We start from the raw sequence: 13,538 nt of genomic DNA on the forward strand, positions 1-13,538 counted from the left end.
ATACAATCATTAAAATTCATTGATAGCTTTCATTAATTTTTTTTGGAGACGCTTGTTCAGCCTACCCTGGCCTTTTTCCTTGACTTTTAACCCGTATTTGAGTATTGGTAATATCCAAATCTCAACTTTTTGGAGAGCCCGCCCTTAAATACCGGATTTAATCAGGGGCGGCCCCGAAGGCCGGAATGTCGCGTATTAAAAAAAGCAGAGGGCCGAAAGCCGCCGCGGTGATCGTGGGCATGATAAGCCCATCGATTGTAAAAAGGGCTATCTCCAATGGCGCCGACCTGCTTGAGGTGAGGATAGACACATTCCGCGACAAGAAGCCTGAAGTCTTGGCGGCCTCCCTTAAAGATCTCAAAAAATCATGCAAGTTGCCGATAATCCTGACTATCAGGAGCAGGGCTGAAGGCGGACAGGCCCATCTCGACGACGACACAAGGATATCCCTCTTCAACACGCTTATCCCCTTTGCCGAATATGTTGACATAGAGATAAGCTCAAGCGGGATCTTGAAAAATGTGGTAAAATCTGCAAAAAAAGATGGGAAGAAGGTAATAGCCTCCCACCACGATTTCAAGTCCACGCCAGATGATAAAAAACTCAATAAAATCATCGACTCAGGTCTGTCATCAGGCGCAGATATCGTGAAGATTGCCACCTATGTCAACACACCTGACGACCTTAGGAGGCTCGTAAGGCTGCCTTCCTCCCGCGACAACCTCATCGTAATAGGCATGGGGGCGTTCGGGGCCGCTTCCCGGGTCTTTTTTCCGATGATCGGCTCCCTTTTTTCATACGGCTCGATTACGGGAAAGACAGCCCCGGGGCAGTTATCCTTGAGGGATTTAAAAAGAGAATTCAAGCGTTACGGCTTCTGAGGCGAAAGCCTTCCCCACAGGTTGACATTAGAGGCCTGTTGAATTAAGATACCTTTTCATTTCGAATTTCACCCCGCAAAGGGTAAATTATTCTGGCTACGGAGGGATAACATGGTAAGGGTAGCGATAAACGGGTTCGGACGCATCGGAAGGAATATACTCAGGACATCCCTGGGTGACCTTGACAAGATAGAGTTCGTCTGCATAAACGACGTGACCGATGCCCCCACCCTTGCCCACCTCCTCAAGTACGATTCTGTCTTTGGAAAGATCCCGGCTGAGGTCTCTGTCAAGGATAACTCCATAATCCTGAACGGAAAAGAGATAAAGGTCACCGCCGAGAAGGACCCGGCGAAACTCCCATGGAAGGAGCTCAAGGTTGACATAGCGCTTGAATGCACCGGCCTTTTCACGAACAGGGAGAAGGCAGAAGGGCACATAACAGCGGGCGCAAAAAAGGTCGTCATCTCTGCCCCTGCCAAGAACGAGGACATAACCATATGCCTTGGCGTCAACCAGGACAACTATGACCCCAAGAAACATTCAATAATTTCAAATGCTTCCTGCACGACCAACTGCCTTGCCCCGGTCGCCAAGGTCTTAAACGACAAGTTCGGCATCATAAAGGGCCTCATGACTACCGTCCACGCCTATACCAACGACCAGAGGATACTCGACCTTCCGCATAAAGACCTGAGAAGGGCAAGAGCGGCAGCGCTCTCCATGATACCTACATCGACCGGCGCGGCTAAGGCGGTTTCCCTTGTTTTACCGGAACTTAAGGGCAGGCTCGACGGCATGTCCATAAGGGTTCCGGTCCCGACCGTATCGGTTGTCGACCTTACCGCGGAGCTTTCAAAGGCCGTGACCGTAGAGGAGATAAACTCGGCCTTCCGGGAAGCCGCGAAGACTAACCTTTTGGGGATACTCGAATATACCGAAGAGCCTCTTGTCTCAATGGATTTCAGGGGCAACCCCCATTCCTCGATATTCGACGCGGGCGGGACGAAGGTCATCGGCGGGAACATGGCCAAGGTATTGGCATGGTATGATAATGAATGGGGCTTCTCCTCAAGGATGAGGGACCTGGTCCTTTTCATGGCACAGAAAGGCATCTGAGGGGTCTAAAGGTCGCGGGTTGGCCGCCACCGCGTTATAAGCAGATAACTATCTGATAAATTTAAAAAATCCAACACGGGCCTATTTGATGCTCCGTGGTTTTTGGAGGTGAGATCTTGAATAAGGGCCTTAAATACATTGACGAAATAAACCTTAAAGGCAAAAGGGTCTTTATCAGGGTGGACTTTAACGTCCCTCTTGATGAGAACCATAACATAACGGACGACACCAGGATAAGGAGCGTTCTCCCTACTATAAATTACGCGCTTGACGAGAACGCGAAGGTGATCCTCGCCTCTCACCTGGGACGCCCGAAGGGCAAAAGGGCCCCTGAGATGAGCCTCGCACCGGTCGCAAAGAGGCTGGGCAGACTTCTTGAAAAGGATGTCCTGCTTGCCCCTGACTGCGTGGGCAATGACGCCAAAAAGGTGGTCGACGGCATGAAGCCCGGGGACGTGGTACTCCTGGAGAACCTGCGCTTCCACCCGGAAGAGGAGAAAAACGATCCTGCTTTCGGTATTAAACTCGCTGAACTTGCTGATGTTTATATAGATGACGCCTTCGCCATGGCGCACAGGGCCCATGCCTCGAACGTCGCCATAACCGATTCGGTGAAAGAGGCCGGGGCCGGGTTCCTCATGAAAAAGGAGCTAAGCTATTTTTCAATGGCCCTGGAAAAACCGACAAGGCCGCTTGTCGCGATAATCGGGGGCAAGAAGGTATCAGACAAGGTCCGGGTCCTTCTTTCGCTTTGCGACAGGGTCGACAAGCTCATAATAGGCGGCGGGATGGCCCTAACCTTTTTTAAATCGCTTGGTTACGAGGTAGGCAACTCCTTTGCCGAAGACGAGGCCCTCGATACCGCCAAAGAGGTTATCGAGAAGGCCCGGCAGAAGCATATAAAGCTTTATATGCCTGTTGACTTCGTTGTCGCCGACAAGTACGCGGCTGACGCGGAGACAAAGGTCGTGACTTATCAGGAGATCCCCAAGGACTGGATGGCCCTCGACATAGGTCCCGCGACCGTTCAGCTCTTTACCGAGGCGATCCAGAACGCGAAAACCATCGTATGGAACGGCCCTATGGGTGTATTCGAGATAGACGCCTTCAGCCGCGGCACCTTTGCCATGGTCTCCAGTGTGGCCAGCACCTATGCCATGACCATAGTGGGCGGAGGGGATACCGACGTGGCCGTCCACAGGGCAGGCGAATACGCCAAGATGAGTTATATCTCAACAGGCGGCGGGGCGTTCCTTGAGCTTCTCAAAGGGGCGGAGCTTCCGGGCATAGCCGCGCTCAGGCGTAAGAAGGAAAAGCCAAGGGCCGCCAACTGACTGTTTCCGAAAGACTTTTTAGAGGTAAGCCTTAAGTCATTATTGATATCATACGGGACCCGCTGATGCTGCCGCTCATTGCCGGAAATTGGAAGATGAATACGGATCTGCGCCAGGGAGCGAACCTGGTTTTAAAGCTCCGGGACCTTTTAAAAGGCGTTGAAGACGTTGAAGTCGCCGTCGCCCCTCCCTATGTCTCAATCCATCACCTAAGCCATCTGCTCGCCGACAGCCCCATAAAGCTCGCCGGACAGGACCTTTTCTGGGAGAAGGACGGGGCCTATACCGGAGAGGTCTCTGGCGAGATGCTCTCTTCCGTTGGATGCAAGTACGTGATAATAGGCCATTCCGAGCGCCGTCAATACTTCATGGAAACTGACGAGACGGTCAATAAGAAGACCTTCGCGGCATTAAGGGTCGGCCTCAAACCCATCGTATGCATCGGAGAGTCCCTTGACGAGAGGGAGCGGGGCAAGACCCTGTCACGGGTAAAAACGCAGCTATCTCACGCGCTTTCCGGCCTTGCAGGGGCGGCCATGAAGGAGATCGTGATAGCCTATGAGCCGGTCTGGGCCATAGGTACCGGAAGAACCGCCACCCCCCAGCAGGCTGAAGAGGTCCATAACGCGCTTCGTGAACTGCTCTACGAGCTTTTCGAGTCAGAGTCGGTGCGGGACGTCCGGATAATATATGGCGGGTCGGTAAAGCCGGACAGTATAGACGAGCTCATGGCGCAACCGAACATCGACGGCGCCCTCGTCGGGGGCGCGTCCCTCAAGGCGGAGGACTTCGCCAGGATAGTCAGGTTCCAGCGCCCCCACTGAGCCTGCCGGCCTTAACACAGTAACGCCCGAATATCCTTGATCAGCCCTGCCTGAACGCTTCCGCTTTGACCGCATCTTTATTTCTTGCTTTTTCTGTTGAAATAAGTAGAATATATTGTTTGCGAAGCCATCTTACGGCCATAAAGGCCGTTTTTTGATCTTCAAGATAGTCTCGAAGGAGAATAGATTGTTTACGCTCGTACTAATAATCCACATACTCGTCAGCGTAGTGATGATAGGGTCTGTGCTTCTTCAAGTCGGCAAGGGGGCATCCATAGGCTCGACATTCGGCAGCACCTCTTCGCAGACGATATTCGGCAGCGCCGGACCGGCCACACTCCTTGCCAAGGTGACCTATGCCTGCGCCGGGATCTTCATGGTCACCTCCCTTACACTGACGTATATGTCGGGCAGGGAAAAGACAAAGTCGTTGATGAGCGATGTGCCGGCAGTTACAGCCCCGGCGGCCCCCGCAGCCCAGCCTGCCGCTCCAGCAACGCTACCGGGCGCGCCTGGCGGCGCTCAGCCTTAAAAAGTCGGCTCTCTGGGGGCTCAATCCCCTTGACTGGCGCAAGGGTTCATGTTAGTTTTTATCAGACAGGCCTGTAGATCAACCGGCCTGTTTTCTTTATGTAATCGCCCTCACGCCGAAGTGGTGGAATTGGCAGACACGCTATCTTGAGGGGGTAGTGGGGAAACCCGTGGGGGTTCGAGTCCCCCCTTCGGCACCAAAAATATAAAGGGGTCTGGTGAAAACCAGGCCCCTTTTATTTTTCTGTGTTGACTGGACTCGAACACGATTTTGCTCCGAGCGACGAGCAGAGATCTTCGAGTCACCTTCCTTCAGACAGGCCTCAGCCACTCGGCACCTTCGGAGGGGCTCAGAAGTACTACGCTCTTATTCAAAAGAAGGCTAGGGTTCGTAGGGTTCGATTGACCATGCGGTCTTTAAATGTTACCATTATTCAAAGGACTTTTCCATGCATGATCGCTGCAGATTCATGAAGATAATAAAGAACGCCAACGGCACGGAGACATGGCTCTGCCACCACCAGTACGCGAAGCGGGGGCTCATACAGGCCTGCTTTCTTAAGACCGGCCCATGCCGCTACTCCAACGGCCCGTTCCCTCCGGAGCCTGAAAAGGGGCGCGCACAGATGCGCGAAGATACCGGCAAAGCCTGACCCTCCCCGCCAAAAGACCATCAACAACCCCTCTTTTTGACACCTCCGCCAGATGGGCTAAGATTAGATCATGGACAGAAGAACGCGTGAATTATATGAACTGCTGGTCGATTACAGGGACAGAAGGGGGTTTGTAGAAACGCCTGCGGAGGTCGAGATCGCGCTCGATGAGACGCTTTACGCCCTGTCAAACGGCATGGGCGCATGGCCCGAAGACCTTGACACTATAGCGCGGTTCATTGAAAAAGAGGATTACCTTACGCCCGACTACATCCTTATATTGGACGCCATACGCGATTTTGAGGAGAAGGCCGCCTGAACCTTCTAACTTGTTGCCGAAAAACTCAGGATCAGATCCAGGCTGCCGCTAAGACCTCACGAGCTTTACCTTTTCCTGCTCTTCTGCCTTTGGCATGACTACCTGGTTCTTCCCGTTCCTCTTTGCCTTATAGAGGTTCTCATCTGCTATCCTCATGATGTCGTCAACGTCCCTGACATTGTCAAAGGGGAAGAAGCCGACCCCCAGGCTTATCGTTACCTGCCTGCCTGTAAGCCCGGTGAACTGGTGGGCCTCGACAGCCTTTCTGAGCTTCTCGGCGAGGATGGAGACCCCTTCCATGTTTGAGTGAGTGACAAGCCCGACGAACTCCTCGCCGCCATACCTGGCCCACACATCCGTAGTCCTGGTATGGTCCTTGAGTACCTTGCTGATCTCCGAGAGCACTATGTCGCCCTGCTTATGGCCGTAGGTGTCGTTTATGGACTTGAAGTCGTCAACGTCTATCATTACGACGCCTATATCGTACTTATACCTGAAAGAGGCCTTGAACTCATTGGAGAGGACCTCTGAGAAGCGCCTCCTGTTAAAGACACCCGTAAGGTGGTCTGTTACGGAAAGCTTCTCTATCTCTTTGCGTATTATGGCGTTGTCGAGGGCTATGGCTATCTGATTTACAAGCTGCTCCATGTGCTCGATCTTCTCTTCCGCATAGGGCCCCACAGAGCCCATGAGGAGGACGCCCCTTGGCTTTTCGTTGAATGACAGGCAGAACCAGGCCAGTCCGCCTGGCGTTACCTTCACTACCCCGGTATCTATGAACAGCCCCTCGCCTCCGTCACCTGCCATGGTCATGGTCTTCTGCTCGGCAAGGCATCTGCCGGCAAGCCCCTCGCCCTTCTTGAGCTTTCCAAGGGCCGCGTCGGATATCCCGCAGCAGGTCTCGGGCTTCAAGACCCCTGTATCCTCGTCATAAAGGTATATAGCCCCGATCTGCGAACCGGTAAGCTCGGCCATATTTGAAAGCGCGTTGCTTAAAAGCAGGTCCGGGTCGCTGAACTCAAGCAGGACCTTTGATATCCGGTTGAAGCCCGCCAGCCGCTCTTCCCTTACCTTTATAGACCTCACCATGCTGTTGAAGCCCTGCCCTATGGTCTCAAACTCGTCCTTGGTCCTTATCTCGAGACCCACATCGAGGTTTCCCGAGGCTGTCTCTTTCATCGCCCCCCTTATGGCCTGAACGGGCTTATGGGTGTCCCTGTATGTGAGGGCGGCGAGGAAGATGCTGAAGACGAGGCCAATGGCGGCGACCGTGAGGACCTGGGATTTCACCTCCAAAATGGGCTCTTCAACGTTTGCATGGCTGTCCGCCACCGCAAGAGCCCCTATGGGGGTCCCCGTAAAATCCACTATGGGCTCTATCGCCAGGATAACCCTCTTCGAGCCGAGCTCGGTTGTGCCGAAAAACCCCCTCGTTTTCGGGAGGAGGCTTGAGATCTCCTGGTCAAGCTCGGTCAGGGGGCTGAAGATGCCGTCAGGTATGGAAGTCGAGTTGACGACCCGCAAGCCATCTTTGGAAGGCATGCTCAAGACCGCGGCATTTACGCTGAAATATCTATAGATAGTGTCCGGAAGCCAGTTCCGTCCGTTCAGGAGTATGCCCGTTACAAACGCCCCTGTAGTGGCGCCCTTGTCGACCACCGGGACGACCACGAGCTGCATAAGGCCGGACGACTCGATATCAGCGGCCAGCCGCCCTCCTTCTCCCAGGAGCACGTTCCTTGCCACAAGCTCGGTAGACATGACAGGCTGACCGCTTGCGAGCGCCTTGCCTACGATACCGTTTATCTCCAGGAAGTCCCCCGTGCTGCCATTCCTCCTCGCGATAACGGTCCTGTCGGGGCCAACGACCGCCCATAGGTCCACGTAAGACCTCGCCCCTGAAAAGTCATTCAAGATCCTCCTGAGGTACGCGCTGTCACCCCTTTTTACAGCCGCCTTTATCGAATCGGCGCTCGCGGCCTGGAGCATGCCGTACTTCATCTGCTCTACCCTGGTCTGGTAGAGGCTCCACGCGCCCTGCAGGTTTGACTTAAGCTCCTTGAGGGCGTCCCGATGGACATGGGCTGAGAATTTTACAGAGACGAAATAATAGAAACCGCCTGTAAGCACGGCGGTTATGAGGAGAAAGGCTATGAGCGTCTTTGCTCCGATGGAAAGGTTCAGCCTCCAGTCAGACCATACTACCCTAAAGAGCTTTTTCGACATCTTGTACTCCTACTTCCGGGGATAAGCAGGAAAACGGCAAAGAAACGCCGCTTGCCGGACTCATCCACTTATCGGCGGAGAAGCTGCCGGACTAAAATTTTTTTGTTTTATGATTTGAGGTTCAGGAGAGATGAAAAAGCGGTTAGGTTTTGAATCTGGGCTACCTCTAAAAATCAGGAATTTTTTCTAAGGTCAAGGAAGGGCGGAAATAAAAAGCGCAGCATATATGTGAATATGTGAGCATTTTTGTTTTCGACCGACGCAGAGATCAGGAAAAAGAACAATTAAAAATCAGGAATTTTTTCTAAGGTCAAGGAAGGGCGGAAATAAAAAGCGCAGCATATATGTGAATATGTGAGCATTTTTGTTTTCGACCTGACGCAGAGATCAGGAAAAAGAACAATTTTTAAATGACGTTTACGCGCCCTTGTGCCCGGCTATCTGATGCAGGACGCGCTTTGCCACGACCTCGCCGTAGCGTATGCTGTCGCTTATGCCGATGCCGTGATATGCGCTACCGGCAAGATAGAGCCCCGGGTGGCCAAGAAGCCGCTCGTCTATCCAGGCTATCCTTTCCTCGTGGCCGATGGTGTACTGGGGCATTGACTCCCTCCACTTGAATACCCTTGCGAGGACCGGCTCCGCGTCGATGCCCATTATATCGCGAAGCTCTTCCCTCACCATCTTGAGGATCTCGCCGTCGCTTAAAGAGACGAGCTCCGCGTTCTTTGAGCCGCCGACAAAGCACCTTAAAAGGACCGAGTCCTCAGGGGCCCTTTGAGCGAACTTGACCGAGGTCCAGGTCGCGGCCATGATCCGCCTTTTTTCTATCCTGGGCACTACAAAGCCGAAACCGTCAAGCGGGTGCGAAACGTCCTTTCTCTTGAAGGCTATCGAGACGGTAGCGGTCGATACGTATGGTATGGTGAGGAGCTTTTTGGCAAGCTCGGGGTCTTCAGCGCTTATCATGGAAGAGGCTGCCCACGCCGGGGCCGCTATGACTACGGCATCGGCCTCTATCGAGCCGCCCCCGACGAGATTTACCCTGTAGCCTGCCCCGGCTGCCTTCTCAACGGACGAGGCCGCCGTGCCTGTCTTCAATACCGTATCCTTCATCCCCTTGAGACGCGTTGAGAGGGTATCTATAAGCTCCGTCAGTCCGTCCCTCAAGGTCATGAACATCGTTACTTTTCTTTTGGGGGCGCCACCGGCCGGAGCTGGCTTCCTGTGAGCGGCCGCGCTCGCCATCCTCCTGACCATGCCGCGTATGAGGCTGCCGCTTTCCTCCTCGAGCTGGACGAACTTCGGGAAGGACGCCCGGACGGACATGGTCTCCGGGTCTCCGGCGTGGACCCCGGCCACGAGAGGCTCTGCTATCTTGTCAAGGGCCTCTTTGCCGAGCCTCCTCCTTACGAAGTCCCCGAGGCTCTCATCCCCCTTCTCCTTCCTTTTGGGGACGAAGAGGTCAAAAGCCATCCTTATCTTTCCGGGCCATGATATGAGGCTCGATGTCGCAAGCGGGAGGATCTTGGTGGGTATCATGAGGATAACGCCCTCGGGCAGCACATGGAGCTTGCCGCCTGAGAGGACGAAGGTCTTCCTGTTCTTGTCGTTGGTGTTGAGGAGCTTGTCTTCCAGGCCGACCCTCTTGCAGAGCTCCATGGCCCAGGGCTTCTCGGAAAGGAAGCAGTCCGGCCCGCCCTCGACGAGGAAGCCGTCCACGCGTTCGGTCTGGATATTCCCGCCGAACCTGGGGTTGCGCTCGACGAGGACTATCTCGAAAGGAGGGCAATCTCCCTGGTGCTCTCGCAGGCTCCACGCTGTGGCGAGCCCCGCGATGCCGCCGCCTATTATTACGACCCTTTTCATCTCTTCTCTTCCGCCGCCATCCCGATCTTCGCCGCGAGCATGCGTATGAAGGCGGGGGCCGTATTAAGCGATGGGGTGCGCCTGAACTCCACGCCGTTCGTCATGGCCGCCTCCTTGAAGAGGACGTCTATGTCGTAGAGCGTTTCCACATGGTCGGCAGCGAAGCCGAGCGGTACGACTATCACGGCCTTCTTGCCGGCCTTTGCGGCCTCTGCTATCACTTCATCGGTCTGCGGCCCGAGCCACTGCCTCGGCCCGGAGCCCTTGCTCTGGTAGGCCACCCTGTAATCGGCCTTGCCGACCCTCTCCATTATGAAACCTGCCGCCTGGTTGACCTGCATCTCGTAGGCGTCCCCCTGGAGGGCCACTACCGGCAGGCTGTGCGAGCTGAATATCACGAGCGCGTCTTTGGGCTCGGGCAGGCTTGAAAGCTCTTTAAGGATATTGCCTGCCACGAGGTCGAGGAAGTCCTTCTCAACGTGCCATGTCTTTACAAACTCTATGACAGGCGTGCCGCCAAGAGTTGCTACCGCGCTCTCGACGTCCGTTTCATAGGCGCCTGTGGCGACCATGGAGACGAAAGGGGACATTATGGCCGCCACCGCCTCCTCTATGCCGTCCTCTTTCATCTTCTTGAGGGTGTCGGCTATAAAGGGGTGCCAGTAGCGCATGCCCACATAGGCCCTGTACCTCAAGCCTGTAGACCCGGAGTTGAGCTCATCCTCTATGGCCTTCGCCTGCGCGAGAGTTATCTCCAGCAAAGGGGATTCCCCGCCCATGAGCTTGTATTTTTCGACGGTCTTTGCGACAAGCTCTGACGTAACGGGCCTGCCCTTGAGCACGTTCTTAACGAAAGGCTCGACGCTCTCAAGAGAATCGGCCCCGCCGAAGGCGAGGAGCAGGATCCCTTTTAAAGGCTTTTCACTCATCTGTCATTCCCTGTCTTTATCGGCTGTCTCTTTTATTTGCCGCTGAATTCGTGCACGCTGTCCACTACGGCCCTGACGTTATCGACAGGGGTGCCGAGGATTATGCCGTGACCGAGATTGAAGATATGGCCAGGCCTTCCGCCAGCCATGTCGATTATCTCCTTCACCCTCTTCCTTATCTCACTTGCCGGGCCGAAGAGCACGACCGGGTCGAGGTTCCCCTGTATGCCCTTGTCATGGCCTATGGTCTGCCAGGCCTCGTCGAGCCTCACCTTCCAGTCGACCCCTATGACATCGCCGCCGCCCTGGGCTACAAGGTCGAGGTAAGCGCCCGTGCCGGTCCCGAAGTTTATTATAGGGACCCCTTTTTTACTGACCCTGTCGATTATCTTTTTTGTATACGGGAGGGCGTAGTTTTTGAAATCATCGGGACCGAGGCAGCCGACCCAGCTGTCGAAGAGCTGCACTACCTGGGCGCCCGCGTCTATCTGGGCCTCCAGGTAGACTATTATGACCTCGGTTATCTTGTCCATGAGGACCTTCCAGCCCTCCAGGTCCGAGTATATGAGCTTTTTGGTGTTTATGTAGTTCTTCGAGCCTTCGCCTTCTATTATATAGCTCGCCAGCGTAAAGGGCGCGCCGGAAAAGCCTATGAGCGGGACCTTGCCGGCAAGCTCGGCCCTGACCATCTTGATGGCCTTCAGGAGATATGGCACATGCTCTTCGGGGTTTATTATCCTTACGGCGTCTATGTCCTTCCTGGTGCGCACCGGGTTCGATATGACCGGCCCTTCGTTCTTCGCGAACTCGAGCCCTATGCCCATGCCCTCCAGCGGAAGAAGTATGTCGGCGAATATGATGGCGGCGTCCAGGTCAAAGGCCCTTATGGGCTGCAATGTGACCTCGCAGGCAAGCTCCGGGGTCCTGCACATCTCGAGAAAGGAGTGCTTCTCCCGTATAACCATGTATTCCTTCATGTAGCGGCCTGCCTGGCGCATGAGCCAGACCGGGGTGAAGCCGGCCTTCTCCCTGCGGCATGCCTTTAAGAACGCGTCGTTTGCCATAGTATTCTCCTTCTCGTCATAATCGGGCGGTCGCCTTGAAAAGTGAAGCCCGTAGAGCGTCAAATAGATGCGTACATACCGTCTTTTCCAATAGCCTTAAAGGCAAGACCGGGACCAAGCGTTCCATTATATTTATAACGGATGGTTTTTTCAATAATTTTCACAGGGGCCCAATAAACCAAGTTCCTCTTCACAATAATTCCGGCTTGGGATATAATGTCGATAATTTCTGCCGCTTTTGATTTTGGCATCTCAGGCGACCCCGCATCTATTGCTCCCCACGAACGCTCACGGCAAGAACTCGGAAGGGTTATCAGGTCTAACGCTTTGAAAAACGTTACCGACACCAGACTCCTTCAAAGGGCCTTCAACCTCCGTTTCGGGCTCAAGCTCTGCCTCTTTACTCTCCTTGGCGGTGGCGCTCTTGTGACGCTCCTTTGGCTTTCTCTTGCCAGGAGCGTGGGCGATTCCTACGGGGAGGCCATATACAGCATCTATGATCTGAAGCTCAAGGTCCTTCCCCTCATCTTCGCCTCTTCCTACTCGATACTCATACTCGCCCTTGTGACAGCGGCCGTGGCCGTCATATCGGTATTGTATTCACACAGGATCGCGGGGCCGATCTTCAGGCTGGAGCGCAATATCGAGATCATAGCCTCAGGCGACCTTGCGATAGTAACCCGCTTCAGAAGCAACGACCAGCTCTCGGTGCTGGCAGACGACCTCAATTCGATGGTGCGGTCGATAAACCACACCACCAGGAGCGTGAAGGATGCCCTTGACCGCCTCGGAGCGGCCGAGGACACTTTGAGGGAGCTTGGCAAGGGTGAGCCTGACGAAAAAGAGCTGAGGGCCGCGATAGAGGGGGCCAGGGAGGGGATCAGCGAACTTAAGAAGGCCCTTTCCCACATTAAAATGAAAGAGGAAAGTGCTTAAACCCGGTCTCATCGTCATATTTATCGCCATATTGGCGGGGGCAGCGGCCCTGTACTCGTCCCAGTGGACAAGCTACCACGACTTTACAGGCAGATGCCTTGAATGCCATATAAAGGAACCCAAGCCTGGGGAGACCCCTCGCGCCTTCTCCAAGGACCTGACACAGATGTGCACCGGCTGCCACGCCTCCGAACTCGAACTTTCCCATCCAGTAGACTTAAACCCGTCGATGCAGGTCCCGGCAAACCTGCCGCTCGACTGGAAAGGCGCGGTAACCTGCGTGACCTGCCACCCGGTACATAACGAAGGGCACGGGCCTTTCCGCCTGAGGTCGAGGCTCTCCGGGCAGGGGTTCTGCATGCTCTGCCATAGCGACATCGAAAGCGAGCTGCACAAGGTCTCCCTCGGAGCAGCGCACGCGGCAGGCTCAAGCTCGATGAAGTACGTCGAGCTTGAGCTTGGCGGAACGCTTGACGAGCTTTCGCTGAAGTGCCTGGCCTGCCATGACGCCCTGACAGGCAGGGACGCCTTCGTGGAAAGAAGGTTTTCGGACGGGGCGTTTTTCCATAATCGCGGCGTAATAGGCCTCAGCCATCCCATCGGTGTTTCCTATATCGAGGCAAGGCGCAAGTACCATGGCGCGTACAAACCTGTAAACGAGCTGCCGCGCGAGATAAAGCTCTTTGGCGGCAATGTCGGGTGCGGGAGCTGCCATAACCCTTACTCGAAACGCCATTTCTCGCTTGTGATGAGCAACGAGGGCAGCGCCCTTTGCCTGGCCTGCCACGTGAAATAGGAAAGACAGGAATTTAACTCGGGCTTAATCGTGATTTAACATAGAAAGCTTATTATC

14 protein-coding genes and 1 tRNA gene are annotated in these 13,538 nt (G+C 54.6%); 10 read left to right on the forward strand and 5 right to left on the reverse strand.

Annotated features, from left to right (window positions below):
• Window positions 1–185: 185 nt before the first annotated feature.
• From A2V21_306215 to A2V21_306250, 8 genes are all read left to right on the forward strand, one after another.
• Entirely contained in the window at window positions 186–881 is a 696-nt protein-coding gene (locus A2V21_306215) for a type I 3-dehydroquinate dehydratase (protein ID OIJ73895.1), read from the forward strand.
• 111 nt (window positions 882–992) lie between these two features.
• The gene (locus A2V21_306220) at window positions 993–2,000 is read left to right on the forward strand and encodes a type I glyceraldehyde-3-phosphate dehydrogenase (GenBank protein OIJ73896.1); all 1,008 of its coding nucleotides are present in this window, start codon (window positions 993–995) and stop codon (window positions 1,998–2,000) included.
• A 116-nt stretch (window positions 2,001–2,116) separates the two neighbouring features.
• Window positions 2,117–3,334, forward strand: coding sequence for a phosphoglycerate kinase (locus A2V21_306225; protein ID OIJ73897.1), 1,218 nt, complete (start codon window positions 2,117–2,119; stop codon window positions 3,332–3,334).
• Window positions 3,335–3,399: 65 nt separating this feature from the next.
• Window positions 3,400–4,158 carry a triose-phosphate isomerase gene (locus A2V21_306230; protein ID OIJ73898.1) on the forward strand — a complete coding sequence of 253 codons (759 nt, stop codon included), beginning with the start codon at window positions 3,400–3,402 and terminating at the stop codon, window positions 4,156–4,158.
• Between the two features lie 187 nt (window positions 4,159–4,345).
• Window positions 4,346–4,690 (forward strand): preprotein translocase subunit SecG, encoded by a 345-nt coding sequence (locus tag A2V21_306235; GenBank protein OIJ75078.1) that lies wholly within the window; start codon window positions 4,346–4,348, stop codon window positions 4,688–4,690.
• A 114-nt stretch (window positions 4,691–4,804) separates the two neighbouring features.
• Window positions 4,805–4,889, forward strand: a tRNA-Leu gene (locus A2V21_306240).
• 270 nt (window positions 4,890–5,159) lie between these two features.
• Window positions 5,160–5,342 (forward strand): hypothetical protein, encoded by a 183-nt coding sequence (locus A2V21_306245; protein ID OIJ73899.1) that lies wholly within the window; start codon window positions 5,160–5,162, stop codon window positions 5,340–5,342.
• A 70-nt stretch (window positions 5,343–5,412) separates the two neighbouring features.
• A complete protein-coding gene (locus A2V21_306250; GenBank protein ID OIJ73900.1) occupies window positions 5,413–5,661 on the forward strand; it encodes a hypothetical protein in 249 nt (82 codons plus the stop codon).
• A gap of 48 nt (window positions 5,662–5,709) precedes the next feature.
• Here A2V21_306250 and A2V21_306255 read toward each other — a convergent pair whose 3' ends face one another.
• From A2V21_306255 to A2V21_306275, 5 genes are all read right to left on the reverse strand, one after another.
• The gene (locus A2V21_306255) at window positions 5,710–7,887 is read right to left on the reverse strand and encodes a hypothetical protein (GenBank protein ID OIJ73901.1); all 2,178 of its coding nucleotides are present in this window, start codon (window positions 7,885–7,887) and stop codon (window positions 5,710–5,712) included.
• A gap of 417 nt (window positions 7,888–8,304) precedes the next feature.
• Window positions 8,305–9,756, reverse strand: coding sequence for a protoporphyrinogen oxidase (locus A2V21_306260; protein OIJ73902.1), 1,452 nt, complete (start codon window positions 9,754–9,756; stop codon window positions 8,305–8,307).
• The gene (locus A2V21_306265; protein OIJ73903.1) at window positions 9,753–10,685 is read right to left on the reverse strand and encodes a ferrochelatase; all 933 of its coding nucleotides are present in this window, start codon (window positions 10,683–10,685) and stop codon (window positions 9,753–9,755) included. Before A2V21_306265 ends, A2V21_306260 begins: the two co-directional genes overlap by 4 nt.
• 32 nt (window positions 10,686–10,717) lie before the next feature.
• Window positions 10,718–11,749, reverse strand: coding sequence for a uroporphyrinogen decarboxylase (locus A2V21_306270; GenBank protein OIJ73904.1), 1,032 nt, complete (start codon window positions 11,747–11,749; stop codon window positions 10,718–10,720).
• 59 nt (window positions 11,750–11,808) lie between these two features.
• Window positions 11,809–12,000: a hypothetical protein gene (locus tag A2V21_306275; GenBank protein OIJ73905.1), complete on the reverse strand. Its 192-nt coding sequence runs from the start codon at window positions 11,998–12,000 to the stop codon at window positions 11,809–11,811.
• Between the two features lie 76 nt (window positions 12,001–12,076).
• On the opposite strand from A2V21_306275, the gene A2V21_306280 reads away from it, so the two are divergent.
• Complete coding sequence (locus A2V21_306280) at window positions 12,077–12,685, forward strand: hypothetical protein (protein OIJ73906.1); 609 nt, start codon at window positions 12,077–12,079, stop codon at window positions 12,683–12,685.
• Window positions 12,678–13,481: a hypothetical protein gene (locus A2V21_306285; GenBank protein OIJ73907.1), complete on the forward strand. Its 804-nt coding sequence runs from the start codon at window positions 12,678–12,680 to the stop codon at window positions 13,479–13,481. Before A2V21_306280 ends, A2V21_306285 begins: the two co-directional genes overlap by 8 nt.
• The last annotated feature ends 57 nt before the right edge of the window (window positions 13,482–13,538 follow it).

The organism is Deltaproteobacteria bacterium GWC2_55_46, assembly GCA_001595385.3.
GTDB lineage: Bacteria > Desulfobacterota > GWC2-55-46 > GWC2-55-46 > GWC2-55-46 > UBA5799.